This is a genomic window from Delftia sp. WY8, from assembly GCF_018437695.1.
In the GTDB taxonomy this organism is placed as follows: Bacteria; Pseudomonadota; Gammaproteobacteria; order Burkholderiales; family Burkholderiaceae_C; genus Comamonas; species Comamonas tsuruhatensis.
The window spans coordinates 2,960,584-2,983,671 of the sequence record NZ_CP049795.1 but is presented as its reverse complement, the minus strand read 5'-3'; the positions used below and the strand labels follow the sequence as shown (position 1 = coordinate 2,983,671).

Annotated in this window: 30 protein-coding genes and 1 tRNA gene; 22 read left to right on the top strand and 9 right to left on the bottom strand. The window is 66.3% G+C overall.

What is annotated here, in order from left to right:
* Positions 1 to 9 precede the first annotated feature (9 nt).
* The 17 genes from rplX (at position 10) to G4D77_RS13685 (ending at position 8,625) form a co-directional block, all read left to right on the top strand.
* Positions 10 to 330, top strand: coding sequence for a 50S ribosomal protein L24 (rplX, locus tag G4D77_RS13765; RefSeq protein WP_016449174.1), 321 nt, complete (start codon positions 10 to 12; stop codon positions 328 to 330).
* Positions 331 to 340: 10 nt separating this feature from the next.
* A complete protein-coding gene (rplE, locus tag G4D77_RS13760) occupies positions 341 to 880 on the top strand; it encodes a 50S ribosomal protein L5 (protein ID WP_016449175.1) in 540 nt (179 codons plus the stop codon).
* Positions 881 to 888: 8 nt separating this feature from the next.
* On the top strand, positions 889 to 1,194 hold the full coding sequence (rpsN, locus tag G4D77_RS13755) for a 30S ribosomal protein S14 (RefSeq protein ID WP_012202967.1): 306 nt from the start codon (positions 889 to 891) through the stop codon (positions 1,192 to 1,194).
* A gap of 20 nt (positions 1,195 to 1,214) precedes the next feature.
* A complete protein-coding gene (rpsH, locus tag G4D77_RS13750) occupies positions 1,215 to 1,610 on the top strand; it encodes a 30S ribosomal protein S8 (protein ID WP_016449176.1) in 396 nt (131 codons plus the stop codon).
* Positions 1,611 to 1,634: 24 nt separating this feature from the next.
* Positions 1,635 to 2,168 (top strand): 50S ribosomal protein L6, encoded by a 534-nt coding sequence (rplF, locus tag G4D77_RS13745; RefSeq protein WP_016449177.1) that lies wholly within the window; start codon positions 1,635 to 1,637, stop codon positions 2,166 to 2,168.
* A gap of 11 nt (positions 2,169 to 2,179) precedes the next feature.
* Positions 2,180 to 2,545, top strand: a complete 366-nt coding sequence (rplR, locus tag G4D77_RS13740; protein WP_012202970.1) for a 50S ribosomal protein L18 — start codon at positions 2,180 to 2,182, stop codon at positions 2,543 to 2,545.
* A gap of 15 nt (positions 2,546 to 2,560) precedes the next feature.
* On the top strand, positions 2,561 to 3,082 hold the full coding sequence (gene rpsE, locus G4D77_RS13735) for a 30S ribosomal protein S5 (RefSeq protein WP_016449178.1): 522 nt from the start codon (positions 2,561 to 2,563) through the stop codon (positions 3,080 to 3,082).
* Between the two features lie 14 nt (positions 3,083 to 3,096).
* Positions 3,097 to 3,279, top strand: a complete 183-nt coding sequence (gene rpmD, locus G4D77_RS13730) for a 50S ribosomal protein L30 (protein ID WP_012202972.1) — start codon at positions 3,097 to 3,099, stop codon at positions 3,277 to 3,279.
* 11 nt (positions 3,280 to 3,290) lie between these two features.
* On the top strand, positions 3,291 to 3,722 hold the full coding sequence (rplO, locus tag G4D77_RS13725; RefSeq protein WP_016449179.1) for a 50S ribosomal protein L15: 432 nt from the start codon (positions 3,291 to 3,293) through the stop codon (positions 3,720 to 3,722).
* A gap of 24 nt (positions 3,723 to 3,746) precedes the next feature.
* A complete protein-coding gene (gene secY, locus G4D77_RS13720; protein ID WP_012202974.1) occupies positions 3,747 to 5,066 on the top strand; it encodes a preprotein translocase subunit SecY in 1,320 nt (439 codons plus the stop codon).
* A 132-nt stretch (positions 5,067 to 5,198) separates the two neighbouring features.
* Positions 5,199 to 5,312: a 50S ribosomal protein L36 gene (gene rpmJ / locus G4D77_RS13715; RefSeq protein ID WP_003050535.1), complete on the top strand. Its 114-nt coding sequence runs from the start codon at positions 5,199 to 5,201 to the stop codon at positions 5,310 to 5,312.
* Positions 5,313 to 5,334: 22 nt separating this feature from the next.
* On the top strand, positions 5,335 to 5,700 hold the full coding sequence (rpsM, locus tag G4D77_RS13710) for a 30S ribosomal protein S13 (protein WP_012202975.1): 366 nt from the start codon (positions 5,335 to 5,337) through the stop codon (positions 5,698 to 5,700).
* 18 nt (positions 5,701 to 5,718) lie between these two features.
* Positions 5,719 to 6,123 (top strand): 30S ribosomal protein S11, encoded by a 405-nt coding sequence (gene rpsK / locus G4D77_RS13705; RefSeq protein WP_012202976.1) that lies wholly within the window; start codon positions 5,719 to 5,721, stop codon positions 6,121 to 6,123.
* A 90-nt stretch (positions 6,124 to 6,213) separates the two neighbouring features.
* Entirely contained in the window at positions 6,214 to 6,837 is a 624-nt protein-coding gene (rpsD, locus tag G4D77_RS13700) for a 30S ribosomal protein S4 (protein ID WP_012202977.1), read from the top strand.
* A 112-nt stretch (positions 6,838 to 6,949) separates the two neighbouring features.
* On the top strand, positions 6,950 to 7,948 hold the full coding sequence (locus G4D77_RS13695; protein WP_012202978.1) for a DNA-directed RNA polymerase subunit alpha: 999 nt from the start codon (positions 6,950 to 6,952) through the stop codon (positions 7,946 to 7,948).
* Positions 7,949 to 8,134: 186 nt separating this feature from the next.
* Positions 8,135 to 8,527, top strand: a complete 393-nt coding sequence (gene rplQ / locus G4D77_RS13690) for a 50S ribosomal protein L17 (protein WP_012202979.1) — start codon at positions 8,135 to 8,137, stop codon at positions 8,525 to 8,527.
* A gap of 21 nt (positions 8,528 to 8,548) precedes the next feature.
* Positions 8,549 to 8,625: transfer RNA gene (locus G4D77_RS13685), tRNA-Met, on the top strand.
* An 82-nt stretch (positions 8,626 to 8,707) separates the two neighbouring features.
* Here G4D77_RS13685 and G4D77_RS13680 read toward each other — a convergent pair.
* The gene (locus tag G4D77_RS13680; protein WP_016449180.1) at positions 8,708 to 9,025 is read right to left on the bottom strand and encodes a hypothetical protein; all 318 of its coding nucleotides are present in this window, start codon (positions 9,023 to 9,025) and stop codon (positions 8,708 to 8,710) included.
* A 294-nt stretch (positions 9,026 to 9,319) separates the two neighbouring features.
* Between G4D77_RS13680 and G4D77_RS13675 the strand changes: the two genes are divergently transcribed.
* Positions 9,320 to 10,825: a DASS family sodium-coupled anion symporter gene (locus G4D77_RS13675; RefSeq protein WP_154836000.1), complete on the top strand. Its 1,506-nt coding sequence runs from the start codon at positions 9,320 to 9,322 to the stop codon at positions 10,823 to 10,825.
* A 12-nt stretch (positions 10,826 to 10,837) separates the two neighbouring features.
* Here G4D77_RS13675 and G4D77_RS13670 read toward each other — a convergent pair whose 3' ends face one another.
* The 7 genes from G4D77_RS13670 to G4D77_RS13640 are packed head-to-tail and all read right to left on the bottom strand — an operon-like array spanning position 10,838 to position 18,494.
* On the bottom strand, positions 10,838 to 11,425 hold the full coding sequence (locus G4D77_RS13670) for an alkylhydroperoxidase domain protein (protein WP_016449182.1): 588 nt from the start codon (positions 11,423 to 11,425) through the stop codon (positions 10,838 to 10,840).
* Complete coding sequence (locus G4D77_RS13665) at positions 11,422 to 12,114, bottom strand: CMD domain protein (protein WP_016449183.1); 693 nt, start codon at positions 12,112 to 12,114, stop codon at positions 11,422 to 11,424. Before G4D77_RS13665 ends, G4D77_RS13670 begins: the two co-directional genes overlap by 4 nt.
* The gene (locus G4D77_RS13660; protein WP_212645152.1) at positions 12,111 to 13,223 is read right to left on the bottom strand and encodes a putative FMN-dependent luciferase-like monooxygenase; all 1,113 of its coding nucleotides are present in this window, start codon (positions 13,221 to 13,223) and stop codon (positions 12,111 to 12,113) included. The genes G4D77_RS13665 and G4D77_RS13660 overlap by 4 nt, the downstream gene beginning before the upstream one ends.
* Positions 13,204 to 14,895: a dipeptide ABC transporter ATP-binding protein gene (locus tag G4D77_RS13655; RefSeq protein WP_154835998.1), complete on the bottom strand. Its 1,692-nt coding sequence runs from the start codon at positions 14,893 to 14,895 to the stop codon at positions 13,204 to 13,206. Before G4D77_RS13655 ends, G4D77_RS13660 begins: the two co-directional genes overlap by 20 nt.
* On the bottom strand, positions 14,892 to 15,848 hold the full coding sequence (locus tag G4D77_RS13650; RefSeq protein WP_154835996.1) for an ABC transporter permease: 957 nt from the start codon (positions 15,846 to 15,848) through the stop codon (positions 14,892 to 14,894). The genes G4D77_RS13655 and G4D77_RS13650 overlap by 4 nt, the downstream gene beginning before the upstream one ends.
* Positions 15,845 to 16,792 (bottom strand): ABC transporter permease, encoded by a 948-nt coding sequence (locus tag G4D77_RS13645; RefSeq protein ID WP_154835994.1) that lies wholly within the window; start codon positions 16,790 to 16,792, stop codon positions 15,845 to 15,847. The genes G4D77_RS13650 and G4D77_RS13645 overlap by 4 nt, the downstream gene beginning before the upstream one ends.
* 28 nt (positions 16,793 to 16,820) lie before the next feature.
* Complete coding sequence (locus G4D77_RS13640) at positions 16,821 to 18,494, bottom strand: TIGR04028 family ABC transporter substrate-binding protein (RefSeq protein WP_061287244.1); 1,674 nt, start codon at positions 18,492 to 18,494, stop codon at positions 16,821 to 16,823.
* 251 nt (positions 18,495 to 18,745) lie between these two features.
* Between G4D77_RS13640 and G4D77_RS13635 the strand changes: the two genes are divergently transcribed.
* The 3 genes from G4D77_RS13635 (at position 18,746) to G4D77_RS13625 (ending at position 21,535) form a co-directional block, all read left to right on the top strand.
* Positions 18,746 to 19,297 (top strand): OsmC family protein, encoded by a 552-nt coding sequence (locus G4D77_RS13635; RefSeq protein WP_034400151.1) that lies wholly within the window; start codon positions 18,746 to 18,748, stop codon positions 19,295 to 19,297.
* 25 nt (positions 19,298 to 19,322) lie between these two features.
* On the top strand, positions 19,323 to 20,162 hold the full coding sequence (locus G4D77_RS13630; protein ID WP_016451996.1) for a VOC family protein: 840 nt from the start codon (positions 19,323 to 19,325) through the stop codon (positions 20,160 to 20,162).
* A gap of 116 nt (positions 20,163 to 20,278) precedes the next feature.
* Entirely contained in the window at positions 20,279 to 21,535 is a 1,257-nt protein-coding gene (locus tag G4D77_RS13625; RefSeq protein ID WP_016451995.1) for an Hsp70 family protein, read from the top strand.
* Positions 21,536 to 21,702: 167 nt separating this feature from the next.
* Here G4D77_RS13625 and rsmI read toward each other — a convergent pair whose 3' ends face one another.
* Complete coding sequence (rsmI, locus tag G4D77_RS13620) at positions 21,703 to 22,644, bottom strand: 16S rRNA (cytidine(1402)-2'-O)-methyltransferase (RefSeq protein ID WP_012202992.1); 942 nt, start codon at positions 22,642 to 22,644, stop codon at positions 21,703 to 21,705.
* On the opposite strand from rsmI, the gene G4D77_RS13615 reads away from it, so the two are divergent.
* Positions 22,644 to 23,060: a YraN family protein gene (locus tag G4D77_RS13615; protein ID WP_013804432.1), complete on the top strand. Its 417-nt coding sequence runs from the start codon at positions 22,644 to 22,646 to the stop codon at positions 23,058 to 23,060. The two genes, rsmI and G4D77_RS13615, sit on opposite strands and share 1 nt — an antisense overlap.
* Positions 23,061 to 23,088: the final 28 nt, after the last annotated feature.

The following is a 23,088-nucleotide window of genomic DNA, read 5'->3' as shown; positions in this document are numbered from 1 at the left end:
GGAAGCACCATGAACAAGATTCGCAAGGGCGACCAAGTCATCGTGCTGACCGGCCGTGACAAGGGCAAGCAAGGCGTGGTCTCGGCTCGCAAGGACGACTCCCACCTGCTGATCGACGGCATCAACCTGGTGAAGAAGCACGTCAAGCCGAACCCCATGAAGGGCACCACCGGCGGCATCGTGGAAAAGGCCATGCCTATCCACCAATCCAACGTGGCCATCTTCAATGCAGCGACCGGCAAGGCCGATCGCGTGGGCATCAAGGTGCAAGCCGACGGCACGCGCGTTCGCGTGTTCAAGTCCAACGGCGCCGAAATCAAGGCGGCCTAAGGGGTAACACATGGCACGACTGCAAAAACTGTATCGCGAAAAGATCGCGGCTGAACTGAAGGAAAAGTTCGGCTACACCTCCACCATGGAAGTGCCCCGCCTGACCAAGATCACCCTGAACATGGGTGTGAGCGAAGCCGTGGCCGACAAGAAGGTGATGGACAACGCCGTGGCCGACCTGACCAAGATTGCTGGTCAGAAGCCCGTGGTGACCAAGGCCAAGAAGGCTATCGCCGGCTTCAAGATCCGCGAAGGCCAGGCCATCGGCTGCATGGTGACCCTGCGTGGCGTTCAGATGTATGAATTCCTGGATCGTTTCGTCACCGTGGCTCTGCCCCGCGTGCGTGACTTCCGTGGTATCTCCGGCCGTTCGTTCGACGGTCGCGGCAACTACAACGTCGGCGTCAAGGAACAGATCATCTTCCCCGAAATCGAGTACGACAAGGTGGACGCTCTGCGTGGTCTGAACATCAGCATCACGACTACGGCAAAGACCGACGACGAGTGCAAGGCACTGCTCGCCGCTTTCCGTTTCCCCTTCAAGAACTGAGGTGGCGCATGGCTAAAGTTGCATTGATTCAGCGCGAACTCAAGCGCGAAAAGCTGGCGGCCAAGTACGCTGCCAAGTACGCAGAACTGAAGGCGATCGCCGCTGACGCAAAGCGCAGCGACGAAGAGCGCGACGCCGCTCGCCTGGGCCTGCAGAAGCTGCCCCGTAACGCGAACCCCACTCGCCAGCGCAACCGCTGCGAGATCACGGGTCGTCCCCGTGGCACCTTCCGTCAATTCGGTCTGGGCCGCGCCAAGATCCGTGAACTGGCCTTCGCTGGCGACATCCCCGGTGTCACCAAGGCCAGCTGGTAAGCAAGCAGGAGAGATTAAACATGAGCATGAGTGATCCCATCGCTGACTTGCTGACCCGCATCCGCAATGCACAAATGGTCTCCAAGACCACCGTGACGGCTCCTTCCTCCAAGGTCAAGGTTGCCATCGCCCAGGTGCTGAAGGATGAAGGCTACATCGACGGCTTCCAAGTGAAGACCGACGCTGGCAAGTCCGAACTCGAAATTACCCTGAAGTACTACGCCGGCCGTCCGGTGATCGAGCGCATCGAGCGCGTGAGCCGTCCCGGCCTGCGCGTGTACAAGGGCCGCGACGCAATCCCCCAGGTCATGAACGGTCTGGGCGTGGCCATCGTCACCACTCCCAAGGGCGTGATGACGGATCGCAAGGCACGCGCCACCGGCGTGGGCGGCGAAGTGCTGTGCTACGTGGCCTAACGGACATTAAGGAGAAATACTGAAATGTCTCGCGTAGCAAAGACTCCCGTGGCCATCCCCGCAGGCGTGGATGTGTCCATCAAGGCTGACCAGATCAATGTGAAGGGCACCGGCGGCACGCTGTCGCTGGCCCAGAACGTTCTGGTGAAGATCTCCAACAACGAAGGCAAGCTGTCTTTCGAGCCCGTCAACGACTCGCGCGAAGCCAACGCCATGAGCGGCACCATGCGTCAGCTGGTGAACAACATGGTGGTGGGCGTGAGCAAGGGCTTCGAGAAGAAGCTGTCGCTGGTCGGCGTGGGCTTCAAGGCTTCGGCCTCTGGCGCCAAGCTGAACCTCGCGATCGGCTATTCGCACCCGGTGAACTTCGAAATGCCGGCCGGCATCACTGTTGCCACCCCCACGCCCACGGAAATCGTGGTCAAGGGTGCTGACCGCCAGGCCGTTGGCCAACTGGCTGCTGAGATCCGTGCCGTTCGTCCTCCCGAGCCCTACAAGGGCAAGGGCATCCGTTACTCGGATGAGAAGGTCGTGATCAAAGAGACCAAGAAGAAGTAAGGAGCTGCATTATGTTGACCAAGAAAGAGCAGCGTCTCCGTCGTGCCCGCCAGACCCGCATCCGCATTGCACAGCAAGGCGTGGCACGTCTGAGCGTGAACCGTACGAACCTCCACATCTACGCAAGCGTGGTGTCGGAAGACGGCACCAAGGTGCTGGCTTCGGCCTCGACTGCCGAAGCCGAAGTGCGCACCCAACTGGGCGCCATCGGCAAGGGTGGCAACGTGGCTGCCGCTACGCTGATCGGCAAGCGCATTGCCGAGAAGGCCAAGGCTGCAGGCGTGGAGAAAGTGGCTTTCGATCGCGCTGGTTTCGCATACCACGGCCGCGTGAAGGCTTTGGCAGAAGCCGCTCGTGAAGCCGGCCTGCAGTTCTAAGCGGAGCGGATAGAAATGGCAAAGTTTTCTCCCAAGGTGCAAGACGAAGGTCGTGACGACGGTCTGCGCGAAAAAATGATCGCGGTGAACCGCGTCACCAAGGTTGTGAAGGGCGGTCGTATCCTCGGCTTCGCTGCACTGACCGTGGTTGGCGACGGTGATGGCCGTGTTGGCATGGGCAAGGGCAAGTCCAAGGAAGTGCCTGCAGCCGTGCAAAAGGCGATGGAAGAATCCCGTCGCAACATGATCAAGGTGTCCCTGAAGAACGGCTCGATCCATCACACCGTGATGGGTCAGCATGGCGCAGCATCCGTGATGCTGAACCCCGCTCCCAAGGGTACCGGCATCATCGCCGGCGGCCCGATGCGCGCCGTCTTCGAAGTGCTGGGCATCACCGACATCGTGGCCAAGAGCCATGGCTCGTCGAATCCCTACAACATGGTCCGCGCGACTTTTGACGCTCTGAAGAACTCCACGACCCCTTCGGAAGTGGCAGCCAAGCGCGGCAAGTCGGTTGAAGACATCTTCACCGCCTGATCGGAGTCAATCACATGACAACGCAACAAACCGTGAAGGTGCAACTGGTGCGCAGCCCCATTGGCACCAAGGAATCGCACCGCGCCACCGTCCGTGGCCTGGGCCTGCGCAAGCTGAATAGCATCAGCGAACTGCAGGACACGCCTGCTGTGCGCGGCATGATCAACAAGATCAGCTATCTGGTCAAAGTCCTCTGAAAGGATTGATGATGGAACTCAATAGCATCAAGCCTGCAGCAGGTGCCAAGCATGCCAAGCGCCGTGTCGGCCGCGGCATCGGCTCCGGCCTGGGCAAGACTGCCGGCCGTGGTCACAAGGGCCAGAAGTCGCGTTCGGGTGGCTACCACAAGGTGGGCTTCGAAGGCGGTCAAATGCCTCTGCAGCGCCGTCTGCCCAAGCGTGGCTTCAAGTCGCATCTGCTGAAGTTCAACGCAGAAGTGACCCTGTCCGCTCTGGAACAGCTGGGCCTGGCCGAAGTCGATCTGGCAGCTCTGAAGCAAGCCGGTCTGGTTGGTGAAATCGCAAAGGTGGTCAAGATCATCAAGAGCGGTGAAATCAGCAAGGCTGTCAAGCTCAACGGCATCGGCGCTACCGCCGGCGCCAAGGCTGCCATCGAAGCTGCCGGCGGCAGCATCGCCTGATTAATGATCTGAAAGAAGACATCCGTGGCTACTAGCGCAGCTCAAATTGCAAAAACCGGAAAATTCGGCGATCTTCGCCGCCGTCTGGTTTTTCTGTTGCTCGCGCTGGTCGTTTACCGCATCGGGGCTCATATCCCCGTGCCGGGCATCGATCCAGCGCAGCTGCAGCAGCTGTTCAATGGCCAGCAGGGCGGCATTCTCAATCTGTTCAACATGTTCTCGGGTGGGGCGCTGTCGCGCTTCACGGTGTTCGCACTGGGGATCATGCCGTACATCTCGGCATCGATCATCATGCAGCTCATGACCTACGTGGTCCCTACATTCGAGCAGCTGAAAAAGGAAGGTGAATCGGGTCGTCGCAAGATCACCCAGTACACCCGCTATGGCACTCTGGGCCTGGCGATTTTTCAGTCCCTGGGAATTGCCGTGGCTCTGGAAAGCTCCGCAGGTCTGGTTCTGAGCCCCGGTTTCGGCTTCCGCCTCACGGCGGTGGTCAGCCTGACGGCCGGCACCATGTTCCTGATGTGGCTCGGTGAACAGATCACGGAACGTGGTCTGGGCAACGGCATCTCGATCCTCATCTTTGGAGGTATCGCCGCAGGTCTGCCGAGCTCCATCGGTGGTCTGCTGGAGCTGGTGCGCACCGGTGCCATGAGCATCCTGGCCGCGATCTTCATCGTTCTCGTGGTGGCAGCCGTGACGTACTTCGTCGTGTTTGTCGAGCGGGGACAGCGCAAGATCCTGGTGAACTATGCGCGTCGTCAGGTGGGTAACAAGGTGTATGGCGGTCAGTCTTCGCACTTGCCGCTGAAGCTGAACATGGCGGGGGTCATTCCTCCCATCTTCGCTTCCTCGATCATCTTGCTGCCGGCGACCGTTGTGAACTGGTTCAGTGCAGGGGAATCCATGCGCTGGCTGAAGGACATTGCTAGCACGCTGACCCCCGGTCAGCCGATCTATGTGATGCTCTACGCCACCGCCATCATCTTCTTCTGCTTCTTCTACACGGCCCTGGTGTTCAACAGCCGGGAAACCGCCGACAACCTGAAGAAGAGTGGTGCCTTCATCCCCGGGATCCGTCCCGGTGACCAGACGGCCCGCTACATTGACAAGATCCTGGTTCGCCTGACCCTGGCTGGTGCGGTGTACATCACATTCGTGTGCTTGTTGCCCGAGTTCCTGATCCTGAAGTACAACGTCCCGTTCTACTTCGGTGGTACATCACTGCTGATTATTGTGGTGGTGACCATGGACTTCATGGCCCAGGTGCAGAACTACATGATGTCGCAACAGTACGAATCGCTCCTCAAAAAGGCGAACTTCAAAGCGACACTTGGCAATTGAACTAAGTGATGGGCCTGGCCGGCGGTGCCGGCGGGTCCAGTAAGAGTTAGTAGACGCCCATTCGATCTATCCATCGCGGGCATGTTTCCCGGTCGATAGGCCGTAACGGATGTAGAGTTTTAGGAGAATGAAATGAGAGTTTCGGCTTCGGTCAAAAAAATCTGCCGTAACTGCAAGATCATCCGCCGCAAGGGTGTGGTGCGAGTGATCTGCACGGACCAGCGCCACAAGCAGCGCCAGGGTTGATAGGAAAGTTTGAGGACGAATAATGGCACGTATCGCTGGCATTAACATCCCGCCGCATCAGCACGCTGAAATCGGCCTGACCGCTATCTATGGGATCGGTCGCACCACTGCACGCAAGATCTGCGAAGCCGCTGGCATCGCATATTCCAAGAAAATCAAGGAACTGACTGACGGTGATCTGGAAAAGATCCGCGATCAGCTGACTTCCCTGACGCTGGAAGGTGATCTGCGTCGCGAAACAACGATGAACATCAAGCGTTTGATGGACATCGGTTGCTATCGCGGTTTCCGTCATCGTCGTGGCCTGCCCATGCGTGGTCAGCGTACCCGCACGAATGCACGTACCCGCAAGGGTCCGCGCAAGGGTGCCGCGGCTTTGAAGAAATAAAGAGATTGAAAGATCACTATGGCTAAGTCTCCCGCAAACAACGCTGCACAGCGCGTTCGCAAGAAAGTCCGTAAGAACATTTCGGACGGCATTGCCCACGTGCACGCTTCGTTCAACAACACGATCATCACCATCACCGACCGCCAAGGCAACGCTCTGTCGTGGGCCTCGTCGGGTGGCCAGGGCTTCAAGGGTTCGCGCAAGTCGACTCCCTTCGCTGCCCAGGTGGCTTCGGAAGTGGCTGGTCGTGCTGCCATCGAACAGGGCATCAAGAACCTGGACGTCGAAATCAAGGGTCCCGGTCCCGGCCGTGAATCCTCGGTTCGCGCCCTGGGCGCCCTGGGCATCCGCATCACTTCCATCGCGGACGTGACGCCGGTTCCCCACAACGGCTGCCGCCCTCAAAAGCGCCGTCGTATCTAAGCTTTTTCACCAAGCCCACCGCCGCCCAGATGTGTAACATCGCGGGCGGCTCCCGTGCTTGTGCACGGCAGATGACACAAAGGAAATCAAGTGGCACGCTATATCGGCCCCAAGGCCAAACTCTCCCGCCGTGAAGGCACTGACCTGTTCCTGAAGAGCGCACGTCGCTCGATCGCCGACAAGTCCAAGTTCGACACCAAGCCCGGCCAGCACGGCCGCACTTCCGGTCAGCGTACTTCCGACTTCGGCCTGCAGCTGCGTGAAAAGCAGAAGGTCAAGCGCATGTACGGCGTGCTGGAAAAGCAATTCCGCCGCTACTTCGAAGCCGCCGACAAGAAGAAGGGCAACACCGGTGCCAATCTGCTGTCGCTGCTGGAGTCGCGTCTGGACAACGTGGTGTACCGCATGGGCTTCGGCTCGACCCGCTCGGAAGCGCGTCAGCTGGTGTCGCACAAGGCCATCACGGTCAACGGCCAATCCGTCAACATCCCTTCCTACATGGTGAAGGTGGGTGACGTGGTCGCCGTGCGTGAAAAGTCCAAGAAGCAGGCCCGCATCGTCGAAGCCCTGCAACTGGCTGGTCAAGTCGGTTTCCCCGCATGGGTGGAAGTGTCGGCCGACAAGGCTGAAGGCACGTTCAAGAAGTCGCCTGACCGCGACGAGTTCGGTGCAGACATCAACGAATCCCTGATCGTTGAGTTGTACTCGCGTTAATTCCGCGCAGCGACATTTCTGTAAAACCGTCCCCCAGCCGCGAGGCATCGCGCTGGGGTGCTTCACCAGCCTTACCGGTGTAACGAGCCGGGGGTATTGAGAGGAAGTCTGCATGCAAACCAATTTGCTGAAGCCCAAGACGATCAATGTCGAGCAGCTTGGCCACAATCGCGCCAAAGTTGTTCTGGAGCCGTTTGAGCGTGGCTACGGCCATACGCTGGGCAATGCCCTGCGCCGTGTCCTGCTCTCGTCCATGGTGGGTTACGCAGCGACGGAAGTGACGATTGCTGGTGTGTTGCACGAGTACTCGTCCATTGACGGTGTCCAGGAAGATGTGGTCAACATCCTGCTGAACCTCAAGGGTGTGGTGTTCAAGCTGCACAACCGCGACGAGGTCACGCTCTCCCTGCGCAAGGATGGCGAAGGCGTCGTGACGGCGCGCGACATCCAGACGCCCCACGACGTGGAAATCATCAACCCTGATCATGTCATCGCCAACCTGTCGCAAGGCGGCAAGCTGGACATGCAGATCAAGGTCGAGAAGGGCCGCGGCTATGTGCCCGGCAATGTGCGCCGCTATGGCGACGAGTCCACGAAGTCGATCGGCCGTATCGTGCTGGACGCTTCGTTCTCGCCCGTCAAGCGCGTGAGCTACGCCGTCGAATCGGCCCGCGTTGAACAACGCACCGACCTCGACAAGCTGGTGGTGGAGATCGAAACCAATGGTGCGATCACTGCCGAGGACGCCGTGCGCGCCTCCGCCAAGATCCTGGTGGAACAGCTCGCCGTGTTCGCTCAGCTGGACGGCGGCGATATCGCCAGCGTCTTCGATGCTCCGGCCGGTGGCCGTGGTGCCGCAACCGCCTTTGATCCCATCTTGCTGCGTCCCGTGGACGAGCTGGAACTCACCGTGCGTTCGGCCAACTGCCTCAAGGCAGAGAACATCTACTACATCGGCGACCTGATCCAGCGTACCGAAAACGAGCTGCTCAAGACCCCCAACCTGGGTCGCAAGTCGCTCAACGAGATCAAGGAAGTCCTGGCTTCCCGCGGTCTGACGCTGGGCATGAAGCTGGAGAACTGGCCGCCTGCTGGCCTGGAAAAGCGCTAAGCACTATAATTGCGGGCTCTCCTTTTTGGAGAGCCTCAGTGCCTCGGGCAGTACCTGATACGGCTGCCCGAATTAATCAACAACTTGCGCAAATTCGGTTGAGGCAAGCTGCAGATCCGGTAACGGGTCCAGGCTTGCATCCTTGTTTGCGCAAGCCCTAATTACATATTTTAGGAATAAAGCACCATGCGTCACGGTCACGGCCTCCGCAAACTCAATCGCACCTCTTCGCACCGCCTGGCGATGCTGAAGAACATGATGAATTCGCTCATCGAGCACGAAGCCATCAAGACCACCGTTCCCAAGGCCAAGGAACTGCGCCGCGTGATCGAGCCCATGATCACCCTGGCCAAGGTCGACACCGTTGCCAACCGCCGCCTGGCATTCGACCGCCTGCGCGACCGCGACAGCGTGACCAAGCTCTTCAACGAGCTGGGCCCCCGCTTCGCAAAGCGTCCTGGTGGCTACACCCGTATCCTGAAGATGGGCTTCCGCGTGGGCGACAACGCCCCCATGGCCTTCGTGGAACTGGTCGAGCGCGCTGAAGAAGGCGCCGCCGAAGCCAAGGCAGCTGAATAATCTGCTATAATTTTGGAATACCGCGCGATGGAGCAGTCTGGTAGCTCGTTGGGCTCATAACCCAAAGGTCGGAGGTTCAAATCCTTCTCGCGCAACCAAATTGAAAAGGGCTACGACAACTGTCGTAGCCCTTTTTTCATGCCCTCGCGCCAGGGCAAAGGCCAGGCAGACAGCCCGGCATCAGCCGCCCAGCTGGTTGCCGATGCGCTGGCCCAGCCGCAGGCGCACGCGGTGGGCGATTTCCTGGGCGGCATCGGGGCTGAGCACCTCGCTGATGTGCAGCAGCTCGGTGTAGTGCATGTACAAGAGGCCGCGCAGCGTCTTGAAAGCGGCCTCGTGGTCGCCGCCGCAGACGCTGGCGTCATCGGCCAGCACGCGCTCCACCACGCCGGCCTGCAGCAGCGGGATCTTGCAGATGACGGCGTGGCGGGCGATCTCCAGGTCGATCTCCTGGAGCCGGCATTCCCATTCCTCGGGCAAGAATCGGTTGGCTGGCATGTCGGCTTTTCTCCTTTTTTCACTGCATGGGTACACCGGGGCGAAAGGCACCCGGTCTGGGGATGCTGTCATGTGAGCGGGGCTCGGTGGCCTGGGTCGCCAGGTTTACTGGCCCGGCCTTGATGCCTGTCAAACTTCGGTGGCGCAGGCGCCCGCTGGAAGCCGGGCTCATGCTGCACTGCATCATGATGTCAGTCATGCGGCGCGGCCGCCAGTGCCCGTGCAGGCTGGTGGGCTTTTGCTCCCGGCAGGCCATGCTCTCTCGGCGCCGCTCCGGCAACGCAAAGGATCCACATGCTCGAGAAGATTGCCTCGCTGTTCCGCTACTTCAAGTCGGCCGTGCCGTTCCGGCTGGTGCCGGCGCTGATCGCCACCGCCGTGCTGTTCGGGCTGCTGCTGGTGCCCGTGCCCGAGGGGCTGACGCCCAAGGCCTGGCAGCTGGTGGCCATTTTCCTGACCACCATCGTGGCCATCATCCTCAAGGTCATGCCCATTGGCGTGATGGCCTTGATGGCCATCGTGATCGTCTCGCTGTCCCAGGTCACGTCAGGCTCGTCCAAGGGCGCAGTCACCGATTCGCTGAGCAGCTTTTCCAGCCCGCTGATCTGGTTGATCGTGGTGGCCATCCTGATCTCGCGCGGCCTCAAGAAGACGGGGCTGGGCAACCGCATCGGACTGATGTTCATCGCGCTGCTGGGCAAGCGGACCATCGGCATCGGCTACGGCCTGGCGATCTGCGAGCTGGTGCTGGCACCGTTCACGCCCAGCAACACGGCGCGCGGCGGCGGTATCGTGCACCCCATCATGAAGTCCATCGCCAATGCCTTCGAGTCGGACCCGGCCAAGGGTACGCAGGGCAAGGTGGGCACCTATCTGGCCCTGGTCAACTACCACGCCAATCCCATCACCTCGGCCATGTTCCTGACCGCCACGGCGCCCAATCCGCTGGTGGTGGACTTCGTGGCCAAGGCCACGGGCCAGGCCCTGCACCTGAGCTGGACCACCTGGGCGCTGTACATGCTGCTGCCGGGCCTGCTGTGCCTGCTGCTGATGCCGCTGGTGATCTACCTGCTGTCGCCTCCCGAACTCAAGGCCACGCCCAATGCCGTGGAGTACGCGCGCAGCGAGATGGCCCGCATGGGGCCGCTGTCGGGCAAGGAGCGCGTGATGCTGGGCACCTTCGGCCTGATGCTGCTGCTGTGGGCCAACGTGCCGCAGATGCTGTTCGGGCCTGCCTTCACGCTGGACCCGACGGTGGTCGCCTTCCTGGGCCTGTTCGTGCTGATCATCACGGGCACCATCGACTGGGATGACGTGCTGTCCGAGAAAAGCGCCTGGGACACGCTGGTGTGGTTCGGCGCCCTGGTCATGCTGGCCGAGCAGCTCAACAAGCTGGGCGTGGTGTCCTGGTTCGCGGTGGGCATGAAGAACGCCATCGTCGCCAGCGGTCTGGACTGGCTGCCGGTGGCGGCCATCCTGGTGGGCGTGTTCGTGTTCTCGCATTACCTGTTCGCCAGCACCACGGCCCACATCAGCGCCATGATGCTGGCCTTCCTGACCGTGGGCGCGCAGCTGATTCCGGCCGACTATGTCGTGCCCTTCATGCTGATGATGACGGCCGGCTCGGCCATCATGATGACGCTGACCCACTACGCCACCGGCACTTCGCCCATCATCTTCGGAAGCGGCTATGTCACGCTGGGCAACTGGTGGCGCGTGGGCGCGGCCATGTGCGTGATCGAGCTGCTGGTCTTTGCCGTGGTCGGCAGCGCCTGGTGGAAGCTGCTGGGCCTGTGGTGAGGGCGAAAGCCCTCATGCGGTGGTCCGTGGCTCGCCCAGCGACAGCATGAGCCGGTTGGCCCAGTTGAAGAAGGCCGTGCCGTGCAGCACATCGGAGATGGCGGCATCGTCCAGGCCGGCGGCGCGCAGCGCATCGATGTGGGCGGGCTCCAGCGCAGGCGGCGTCTGGGTCAGCGCCACGGCCGCCGTGACGATGGCGTTCCAGCGCGGCCCCAGGTCCGTGCCCGGACCCTCGTCGAGCAGGCGCTGCACGTCGCCGCCCCGGCGCGAGAAGTGCGTGGCAAAGCGCGCATGGACCGAGGCGCAGTAGATGCAGCCATTGGCGCGCGAGGTGGCAGCGGCCGCCAGCTCCCGCTCGGCACGCGGCAGGCCGGCGTCGGGGTTGTAGAAGATGTCCTTGTCGGTGCGCGTGCGTGCGCCCAGCGTGTCGGGGTCGCGCGCCAGCAGGCGGAAGTAGGGGGACTGCGCGCGTGAGGCATCGACCAGGCCTGCATGGTGGCGTTCGGTCAGCTCGCTTTCGTCCAGCGGCTCAATCCATGGCAGCCAGTCGAGCTGTTCCTGGGTGAAGACCTGGGGAGCGGCGGAGTTCGTTGAGGTCATGGCTGGGCTTGCAGGGTGGGTTGATGGGCTGCCGGGGACGCGGGGCGTGCAGTCAGCACGCGCAACCCCGCGACCACGCGGATCTGGAAGGACAGGAAGGACGCCAGCTGGGACACGATGACGATGTCCGTCTCGCTCCAGCCCGCCTGTTGGAGCGCCTGCAGGGCCCCGGCGCTGGCGTCGCGCGGGTGGTAGGCCAGCAGGTGCGCATGGGCCAGCGCCGCGGCCAGGCGCGCGCCCAGCAGCGCGGCATGGGCCGGGTCCACGGCATAGGCGGGGCCGCTCTGGTCCTCGCGGCTCAGCGGGCCTGCCGGGTAGCGGCCGTACGGCCCGTGCGGGCCGCTGCCGGGCTGAAGGCTTTGTGCACGGCCCCGCACGACTTCGGATGCCACGGCGGCAGCCAGTTCCGCATCTTCGGCCGCCAGCGCCTTCGCATAGAAGGCGGCGCTGCGCGGCTCGCCATGCAGCCCGGCCGTGAAGGCGGCCAGGGCCAGCCGCTCGCGCAGCGAGACCGTGCCGGGCACGGGCTCGGCGGGCGTGAACAGGGCGGCAAAGCTTTGCTGGGCCTGCGTGCGCGCCTCGGTGCGGTGGCGGCGCACGCGGTCCAGGGCGCTGCCGGGGGTGATGCCGGCGAGGTGGTCGATGACGTCGTCCGGAAAACGGGGCTGTACGGTGGTGTTCATGGTCATGCGGCTTGCAGCAGTCCGGCCCGGGCTGCGGGGAGGGAAGAGGGTGCCTGCAGATCTGCACGGCGCCAGCCCAGGGCTGGCGCCACATGGGCGGCCGTCAGCTCGATGGAGCGCAGGATGGCGTCGTGCGGCGGGTCGATGGAATGCACCTGGAAGACGATGTCGCTCACGCGCGCCAGCGCCGTGTCGGCGCGCAGCGAGGCGATGACCTCGTCGGGCGTGCCCACATGCACGTCGTAGGCGGCGATGAGATCGGCCAGCGGCGCCTGCGGATCGACGCGGGCCGCCCACTGCGAGGGCTGGGCGGCATGGCGCCGGGCCACGCGGCGCAGGCCGGCCTCGGCCCAGCGCAGCGCCTCGTCTCGGCGGTCGGCCACGAACAGCGTGCGCGAGCCCAGGATGCGCGGCGCCCGCCCTGCGGGCAGGCGGGCGAGGTAGGCGTCGATGATGGGGTTCTGGATCTCGGACAGCGTGGCCTGCGGCGCGCCTTCGGGCCGTGGCTGGGTGCGCGACAGCATCAGGCCGTCGCCGTTGGCCCCGGCCCGCGCGCCGCCCTCGGCCGAGAACGTGGCCTGCCAGACGCGCTCCAGCAGCTGCGGCGCGGCCGGGTACAGGTGCACGCCACCGGCCAGCGCGCGCCCGGCCCAGGCGTCCTGCAGCACGCCGAAGTTGCGCGCGAAGACGGCGCCGCGCTCGGCGCCCTGCACGCCAAAGGCCTCGAAGGATTCGGCCGTGCCGCCCGTGCCCAGGCCCACTTCCAGGCGGCCGCCGGTCAGCAGGTCCAGCACGGCCGCATCCTCGGCCACGCGCAGCGCGTTTTCCAGCGGCAGCGTGATCACGCCCGTTCCGATGCGGATGCGCCGCGTGCGCGCCGCCACATGGGCCAGGAAGACGAAGGGCGAGGGCAGGCCGCCCTCGCTTTCATGGAAATGGTGCTGGGCTACCCAGGCCGAGTCGAAGCCCTGGGCCTCGGCATGGGCGATCTGCTCGGCCACCAGGCGGTAGCGCTCGCCGGCCGGCGCATCGTCGAGCAGGCGGCTGAAGAAGCCCAGGCGCGGGCCGGTGCGGGAGCCGTGGCCACGGTTGGTATCAGGCGGGGTGAGGGACAAAATCAATGCTCCTTTTGCCGGGAATGGCGTCCATGAGTTCGCGTGTGTAGTCGCTGGTGGGGCGCTGGAACACCTCCTCCACGCTGCCCGCGTCCACCACCCGGCCCGCGCGCAGCACCGATACCGTGTCGGCGATCTGGCGCACCACGGCAAGGTCGTGCGAGATGAAGAGATAGGTCAGCCCCAGGTCCTGCTGCAGCTGGGCGAGCAGGGCCAGGATCTGCGCCTGCACCGTCACGTCCAGGGCCGATACGGCCTCGTCCAGCACCAGCACCTGCGGCTGCAGCACCAGGGCGCGCGCAATCGCCACGCGCTGGCGCTGGCCGCCCGACAGCGCATGCGGGCGCCGCTGCAGCACGGCGGCCGGCAGGCCCACGCGCTCCAGCATGTCGTGCACGCGCCGGCGGCGCTCATCGGCCGGCAGCGGGTCGAAGTTCAGCAGGGGCTCCTCGATGATGTCGAACACGCTCTGGCGCGGGTCCAGAGAGCTGAACGGGTTCTGGTAGACCAGCTGCACGCGGCGGCGCAGCTGGCGCAGGGCCTCGCCGCGCAGGCCCGTGACCTCGGTGCCTTCGATGCGGATGCGGCCCGCCGTGGGCCGGCCCAGGCCCACGATGGCGCGGATGGTGGTGGTCTTGCCCGAGCCCGACTCGCCCACGATGGCATGCGTGCTGCCCCGGCGCACGCGCAGCGACACGCCGTCCACGGCGCGGAAGATGCCGCGCCCGTGGGCCGAGGCATGGCCGGGGGCCGCGAACTCATGCACCAGGTCCTCGACCTCGATGGCCCAGTCATCGGTGGTGGCGGGCCTGGGCGTGCGGCGCGGTGCGGGCGCCAGCGAAGGCGCATCGGCCAGCAGCCGCCGCGTATAGGCGCTTTGCGGATTGCGCAGCAGCTCCAGCGTGGGGCCCTGCTCCTGGATGCGGCCGCCCTGCATGACGACCAGGCGGTGCGAGCGGTCGGCCGCCACGCCCAGGTCATGCGTGACCAGCAGCACGGCCGTGCCGGTCTCGCGGCGCAGCGCGTCGATCAGGTCCAGGATGCGCCGCTGCACGGTCACGTCCAGCGCGCTGGTGGGCTCGTCGGCAATGATGAGGGCGGGCCGCAGCGCAATCGCAATGGCGATCAGCACGCGCTGGCGCATGCCGCCCGACAGTTCGTGCGGATACTGGCGTGCGCGCAGCGCGGGCTGGGACAGCCCCACGCGGGCCAGCAGCTCCAGCACGCGCGCCTGCACGGCCGTGCGGTCGCGCAGTCCGTGGATGCGCAGGATCTCGCCCACCTGGTCGCCCACCGTGCGCACGGGGTTCAGCGACATGGTGGGGTCTTGCGGCACCAGGCTGACCACGCGGCCGCGGATGGCGTTCCAGCGTGCGGCCGGCCAGCCCGAGACCTCGGTGCCCTGCAGGCGGATGCTGCCGTGCTCGCGGTGGCCGTTGTCGGCCAAAAGGCCGATCACGGCCTGGGCCGTGGTGGTCTTGCCCGAGCCCGATTCGCCGACCAGGGCCACCACCTCGCCCGGCGCCACGGAAAACGACACGCCGTGCACCACGCGCTGCGCCTGGCCTGCGGCATCGCGGTAGGCCACGGCCAGGTCCTGCACTTCGAGCACGGGAGCGGTCGTTGCCACCGCTGGTGTGGCGTGGATGCGTTCCTCGATGGCGGCGCTCATGCAGGCCTCCGTGCGAAGGCCGTGGCGATGCGGTTGGCCGCCAGCACCACGGCCACCACGATCAGGCCCGGCGCCGTGGTCAGCCACCAGGCGGTGGCGATGTAGTTGCGGCCTTCGGCGATCAGCAGCCCCCATTCGGGCGTGGGCGGCGGCGCGCCGTAGCCCAGAAAACCCAGCGTGGAAATCGCAAGGATCGCCGAGCCGAACTGCAGCGCCGCCATGGCGATGACCGACGTCAGCGAGTTGGGCAGCACATGGCGCCACAGCACGGCGGCAAAGCGCCCGCCGCTGCCAAAGGCGGCCTCCACGTAGTCGGAGCGGCGCACGCGCACCACCTCCGAGCGAACCAGGCGCGCGAAGCTGGCCACCGAGACCACGCCCACGGCAATGGCCGCGTTGATGGTGCCAAAGCCCAGCACGATGATGATGGTCAGCGACAGCAGCAGCGAAGGCACGGCCAGCAGCACATCGACCAGGCGCATCAGCGCATCTTCCGTGCGCCCGCCCGTGGCCCCGGCCAGCAGGCCGATCAGCGTGCCCACGGCCAGGCCCACGCCCACGGCCACGAAGGCGCCCGACAGCGAATGCACGGCGCCATGCACCACGCGCGCCCACAGGTCGCGCCCCAGCGCGTCCGTGCCCAGCCAGTGCGCGGCGCCGGGCGCCAGCAGCTGCTGGCCGGCCTGGCCCGCGATCGGGTTCTGGTGGGCAAACCAGCCGGGCGCCAGCGCCCACAGCGCGGCCACGGCAATCACCAGCCAGGCCAGGGCCAGCGTGGGTGGCAGGCGTTTCAGGGGTTGCAGGCGGGCCGGCAAGGCGAAGCTGCGGCGCGGGGCGGCTGGCGCAGGGGCCAGGGACGGCGCTGGCAGCGCCGTGGGAATGGGAGTAGGAGTGGCGGGCGCGGCCTGGGCATCCAGGGCCGGGGAAAGAGCGCTGGGGACGGCAGTGTTCATGGCCGGTTCTCCACGGAATGGCGCAGGCGCGGATCAAGCAGCGGGTACAGCAGGTCCACGGCGAGGTTGATGAGTACGAAGGCGGCGGCCGAGACGACCACCACGGCCTGGAGCACGGCCGTGTCCTGGTTGCCCACGGCCTGCTGGGTCAGCGTCCCCAGGCCGTTGAGGCCGAACACGGCCTCCGTCACCACGGCCCCGGCCAGCAGCTCGCCGAACAGCACGCCGGCAATGGTCAGCGTGGGCAGCAGGGCATTGCGTGCCACATGGCGCAGCAGCACCCAGCGGCGCGAGGCGCCCTTGGCCCGCGCCACGGCCACGAAGGGCTGGGCCAGCACGGCGTCGATATTGCGCAGCAGCACCTGGGCCAGCGGCGCCGAGATCGGCACGGCCAGGGTCAGCGTGGGCAGCACCAGCCCTTCCCAGGGGCCGGGATTGATCACGGCGATCCAGCCCAGGCGGAACGACACCACCTGGATCAGCATGATCCCCAGCCAGAACACGGGTACCGAGACAAAGACCGAGGGCAGCGAATACAGCGCGTTGCGCAGCCAGGCAAAGGGCGCCAGGCTGGCGGCCGCCGCCAGCGCCACGGCCAGCAGCGCGGCTGCGGCAAAGCCCAGGGCCGCGAGCTTGAGCGTGGGCGGCAGGCTGGTGGCCAGGCCCTGGCTCACCGGCACGCCGGCCTGCAGCGAATAGCCGAAATGGCCTGTGAGGAACTGGCCCAGTGTATGCAGGTACTGCTGCCACACGGGCTGGTCCGAGCCGTAGGCGGCGCGGATGTCGGCAATCTCCTGCGGGCCCAGGCCCAGCTCGGGGTTCAGGAACTTGATCAGCACGGCGTCGCCCGGCAGCAGCTGCAGCAGGATGAACGAGACCGTGAAGGCCGCCCACAGCACCAGGGCGGCCTGTGCGATGCGGTTGAGCAGATAGCGGCGCGGCATGGGAGCGGTTCCTCAGGGAGCGTTCCGGTCAGCGCCTGGCCAGCCAGGTGCTGTAGAAGCTGGGCCGGCCCACGGCCTCGAAGCCCACGTCACGCACCCAGCCTGCGCCCGCAAAGGCCTGGGGTTCCTCGAAGATGGGGATCACATAGGCCTGGTCGATCAGGTAGTTCTGCACTTCGCCGGCCAGCGCCAGGCGCCTGGCGGCATCGGTCTCGGCCGCGATGGCGTCGAACAGGCCGTTGAGCTTGGTGTCCTCGAAGGACTTGACCTTCTGGCTCACGCCGCCTTTTTGCAGCAGCACGTTGCGGTTGGTCGGGTAGTAGTTGCTCTTGATCACGTCGGGATCGGCGCGGCCCACCATGCCGGGCAGCACGCCGGTCTTGTCGGGGTCCAGCGTGTCCACGGCGCGGCTGCCCGCGTCGCCCGACAGCACGTTGAGCTTGATGCCCAGGCGGGCCCACTGCTGGGCCACCAGCTGCAGCGTCTCCTTGTTCTGCGGCTGGGGCAGGGACTCGTAGGTGGAGAGCACGAAATCGCGGCCGTCCTTCTGGCGCAGGCCGTTGGCGCCCAGCGTCCAGCCGGCCTCGTCCAGCAGCTGTTTCGCCTTGGCCTCGTCATAGGCCAGCTTGGCCGACAGGTCCACGAAGCCGGCCGCCGTGGAGGCAATCACCGAGCGCGCCTGCGGATAGCGCGGCGAAAACAGCGTCTCCACGATCTCCTTGGCGTTGGTGCCATGCAGCAGGGCCTGGCGTACCCTGAGGTCGGCCACCAGGGCGTTGTCGGGGCGGATGGCCACGCTGTTGTTCACGCCGCGCGTAGGCGGGGCGTAGATGCTGAACTTCTGGTCCTCGACGCGCTTTTCGTCGTAGGCCTGGATCTGGCGGATCAGCCCGGCCTGGCCGGCCAGCAGCGCGCCGATGCGCACGCTGTCCTCGGGCGTGACGATGAACTTCACCTCGTCCAGCCGCGCGCGGCCCTGGTGGGCCAGCTTGGCGGGACCCCAGGCGTAGTCCTTGCGCACCTTGAGCACCAGCTCCTTGCCCAGCGTCTCGCTGGCCACCACGAAGGGGCCGGAGCCGATGATGCGCGTGGCGTCGCCCAGCTCCTCGAAGGGGCGGTCCAGCGTGGCCGGCGAGACCAGGCCCGAACCGATCACCGAGGTGCCCTGCAGGAAGCCCGGCGAAGGCTTCCTGAAGAAGAACTTCACCGTCAGTGGGTCGACCACTTCGCTGCGCTCGTAGTTGTTGATCACCTCGGACACGGGCTGCTTGAGCGCCTTGTTGCCCAGGCCGTAGGTGTCGAAGTTGCGCGCCACGGCCGCTGCGTCCAGCGGCGTGCCGTCGGAGAAGGTGACGCCGGGCCGCAGCTTGAAGCGGTACTCGGTGGCGTCGGCATTCACGGTCCAGGACTCGGCGATCCAGGGTTGGATCTCCAGCGTCTTCGGGTCCTGGTAGGTCAGCTTGTCGGTGATCTGGTTGAGCACGCCGCCGTTGGGATAGAAGCCCCCGGCCGGCGGATAGAGGTTGGTATGGGCCTGCTGCTCCAGGTAGACCAGGGTGCCACCTTCCACGGGGCCAGCAGCCGCGCCTGCCTGGGCCGTATCGGCCTGCCTGGAGCACGCCGCCAGCAGCAGGCTGCTGCCCGCCAATACCGCTATCGCGGCCTTCCATGCCGCCTGACCCGCCTTCGATTGGGAAAACACGTTCGTACCTCGCCGCCGCTGGGGCGCTGAAAAACAAGACTGCCGGCCACAGGACCGGCTCCATGTTTTTCATGCTATCGATGGCAAATATTTGCGCTCATATATCGAGTTGCATCGTTATTTGGAAAACGACTAAGGGATGGGTGCCCCGCATATCTGTCCAGTGTATAAGCGCAGACGGATTCGTTTGTTTGCCGCGCATGCGGCGGTCCCAACAATGGGCTGGTACTTCCTTCACCGAAAGCCCGTCCATGAGCCATCTCAACGAATACCTCGCCGAAAAGCGCGCCGCCGTGCTCGCCCGCAGCGCCGCCGTCGCGGCCGGCACGGCCCAGCCCGCCCACCTCAAGGCCCATGTGCGCGCCGAGGGCCGCAGCGGCGTGCGCCGCCTGCGCATACGCGAGCACCAGGTCATCAGCGACAGCCCGCCCGACTTCGCGGGCTACAACCTCGGCCCCAGCTCGCCCGAGCTGCAGCTGGGCGTGCTGGGCACCTGCGTGACCCACATCTTTCTGATCCAGGCGGCCGAGCGCCAGGTGCCGGTGGAGAGCCTGGAGGTCGAGGTCACGGGCATCATCGATCCGCGCGGCGGCAGGCCCGGCCACGAGGCCACGCCCATCTGGCCGCATGAGATCGGCTACACCGTGCACATCGACTCGCCCGCCAGCCGCGCCGAGATCGATGCGCTGTTCGAGGCCGTGGAGCGCACCTGCCCCATCCTCAACCTGCTGCGCAATCCGCAGAACATCCGCGCCGAAGTGCGCCACACCGACTCCAGCGCCGCCGCGCGCCTGGCGGCCTGAACACCGTGCGGAAAGCACCCCTGCCATGACCCTGCCACTCGACCACATCGTCATCGCGGTCCAGGACCTGGAACGCACCATTGCCGACTACACCGCGCTGGGCTTCAACGTGCTGCGCGGCGGCGAGCATCCGGGCCGCTCCACGCACAACGCCCTGGTGGTGTTTGCCGACGGCGCCTACTTCGAACTCATCGCCTGGCGGGCGCCCGCGCCCGAGGAACGCTGGTGGCGGCAGCTGCAGCGCCATGGCGAGGGCATTGTCGATTTCGCGCTGCTGCCCACCGAGACCGGCGCCGTGGTCGCCGCAGCCCAGGCGCGCGGGCTGGACTACGAGGCGCCCTACGAAGGCGGCCGGCTGCGCCCCGACGGCGCGCAACTGCGCTGGCGCAATGCACGCGCCCGCAGCCAGGACCTGCCCTTTCTCTGCGGCGACCTCACGCCGCGCGCCCTGCGCGTGCCTGAGGGCGATGCGCGCGTGCATGCCAACGGCGCCACCGGCGTGGCCCGGCTGCACGTGGCCGTGCATGACCTGCGGGCCAGCCTGGCGCGCTGGCGCGCGCTGCTGGGCGAGGGCGCCGACATCGGCGAGGCCCGCCTGTCGGCCGATGGCGGCGCCTACCGCGCCTCGCTGAAGCTGCGGGGCACGGGGCCGGGCGCCACCGAGCTGGTGCTGTCTGCCCCAGCCCAGGGCGTGGCCACGGGCGCCCTGGGCCACCGGCTGGCCATGCGCGGCGAAGGCCCTTATGCGATCGGGCTGGACGTGCGGCGGCCTGCGCCTGCACGGGCACTGGACGAGGCCGCCACGCATGGCGTGCGCATCGTGCTCGCCCAGGATTCCCTGCCCCGGGAAACCGCTGCCGCCTAGGCGCAATGCGCGGGCGATAGAATGGCGCCCCGCTGACACCCATGCCCACTCCGGTGGGCGTTTTCGTTGCAGCCGCTGCAGCCTTCGCAGGCTGCCGTGGCGCGGCGCCGCTTGCCATGACGACTGCTTCCTCTCCTGCCACGCTGGGCATAGATTTCGGTACCTCCAACTCCGCCATGGCCTGGCGCGTGCCCGGCCAGCCCGCACGCCTGCTGCCGCTGGAAGGCGATGCCTGCGGCATGCCCACGGCGCTGTTCTTCCATACGGATGAGCACAGCACGCATTTCGGGCGCGACGCCATGGCCCAGTACCTGGATGGCGAGCCGGGCCGGCTCATGCGCTCGCTCAAGAGCCTGCTGGGCAGCGCGCTGCTGCAGGAAAAGACGGCCGTGCACGACCAGCTGGTCAGCTACCAGGATGTGATCGGACTGTTCCTTCGCCGCGTGGCCGACCGGGCGCGTGCCTCGCTGGACGGGCGCCTGCCCGAGCGCGTGGTGCTGGGCCGGCCCGTGCACTTCGTGGATGACCATCCCGAGCGCGACCGCCAGGCCCAGCAGGCCCTGGCCGACGCCGCGCGCGCCGCCGGCCTTGGCGAAGTGGATTTCCAGATGGAGCCCATCGCCGCCGCGCTGGACTACGAGCAGCGCCTCACGCAGGAATCCGTGGTGCTGGTGGTGGACATCGGCGGCGGTACCTCCGACTTCACCGTCGTGCGCCTGGGGCCCGAGCAGGCCGGCCGCCGCGACCGCCGCGACGACATCCTGGCCACCAGCGGCGTGCACATCGGCGGCACGGACTTCGACCACCGGCTCAACCTGGCCCAGATCATGCCGCTGCTGGGCTACCGCCACACCGGCCCCAGCGGCCGCGAAGTGCCCAGCCGCGTGTTCTTCGACCTCTCGACCTGGCACCTGATCCAGTGGCTGTACTCGCCCAAGGCCCTGGCCGAGGCGCGCAACCTGCGCACCGACTACAGCGACCAGCGCCTGCACAAGCGCCTGATGGACGTGCTGGAACTGCGCGAAGGCCACCGCCTGGCCGCCGTCGTGGAGCAGGCCAAGATCGAGGCTTCCACGCGCCATGCCGAGTCGCCCATCGAACTGGGCTGGCTGGAATCGGGCCTGTCCGCCGCCATCTCGCCCGAGGTGCTGCACGAGCAGCTGCAAGGCCCGCTGCAGCAGGTCGTGGCCTGTGCCCAGGATTGCCTGCGCCTGGCCGGCGTGGCGCCCCAGGCGCTGGACGCCATCTACCTCACGGGCGGCTCGTCGGCCCTGCGCACGCTGCGTGATGCGCTGCGCGAGGCCTTCCCCGGCGTGCCGCAGGTCGAGGGCGACCTGTTCGGTGGCGTGGCCACCGGCCTGGCGTATGCATAAGTCCCCCTGAGCGGCTGCGCCGCTTCCCGTTGCACGGCGCCCCCTCTCGCTACGCGGGGGGCGTACGGGCAACCGGCGACACCCTCGCGGCGGGGCGGCGCGGCCGGCGTAGGCCCTTGCTCGGTGTCCCTGAGGGTGAAGGCCACTGTGGTGCTGCCGCCTTGGGCTTAATCCTCTATCGGGTCCTCCTCGGCGGCCTGCTTGATCGCCAGCGCGGCGTCATAGAGGCGGTTGCGCGGTGCGCCCGTGATCTCGGCGGCCAGGCGCACGGCCGTCTTGGTGGGCAGCTCGGCCAGCAGCAGGCGCAGCACGCGCAGGGCGTCGGCGTCGGCCTCATCGCCACCCAGGGCCACCGGGTGCAGCACCACGGCGAACTCGCCCTTGCTGCGCTGGGGCACGGCCTGCAGCCAGGCCGGCAGCGCGCTGGCGGGCATGGTGGCAATGTCCTCGAACTGCTTGGTGATCTCGCGCGCCAGCGTCACCGGGCGCTCGCCCAGCGTGGCCAGGGCGGCGGCCAGGTCGGCAATGCGGTGCGGCGCCTCCAGCAGCACGGTGCAGCGCGGCTGCAGCGCCAGTTGCTGCACGGCGGCCAGGCGCTCGGCCGACTTGGTGGGCAGAAAGCCCGCGAAGACGAAACCTCCCTCGCCCTGCGAAGGCGTGACCGCGCCGGCCACGCTGATGGCGGCCGTGATGCTGCTGGCGCCGGGCAGCGGAATGCAGCGCAGGCCCGCGGCCTGCACGGCGGCGCACAGGCGTGCGCCGGGGTCGCTGACGCCGGGTGTGCCGGCGTCGCTGACATAGGCGATGCGCTGGCCCTGCTGCAGCCGGGCCACGATCTGCTGTGCCGCCTCGGCCTCGTTGTGCTGGTGCACGGCCAGCAGCTGGCTGCCGGGGCGGTCCAGTCCATAGGAGCGCAGCAGGCCCTGGGTGTGGCGCGTGTCCTCGCAGGCCACGCAGTCCACCAGCTGCAGCACATGCAGGGCGCGCAGGCTGATGTCGGCCAGGTTGCCTATGGGGGTGGCCACCACGTAGAGGGCGCCCTGCGGATAATGCTGGGATGCCGCAGCATCCTTGGCTGCGCCCAGCGCGGTGGCGAAAGAGGTAGTCAATGGGTTTCCTTGCGAAAAAGCCGGCAGGCGCGGGGCCGTCTGCCCTCACGACCCGGCATCGGGGCCAGCAGGCCGAGGACGCGGCGCTGGCCCATCTGCAGGCTGCCGGCCTGCGTCTGGTCGAGCGCAATTATCGGACGCCGGGCCGCGGCGGCGGCGAGATCGACCTCATCGTGCAGGCGCGCGACGGCACCGTGGTCTTCGTCGAGGTGCGCAGCCGCGGCACGCGCGCCTTCGGCGGTGCCGGCGCCAGCATCGGTGCCACCAAGCAGCGGCGCATCGTGTTTGCGGCGCGCCACTACCTGATGCGCTGGTCCGCGCCGCCGCCATGCCGCTTCGACGTGGTGCTGGTCGAGCCCGGCGCCGGGTCCGCCGTGCAGTGGCTGCAGGCCGCCTTTGACGCCGAAGGCGCCTGATCCGTTACCGCTGCAGCACAAATAACGC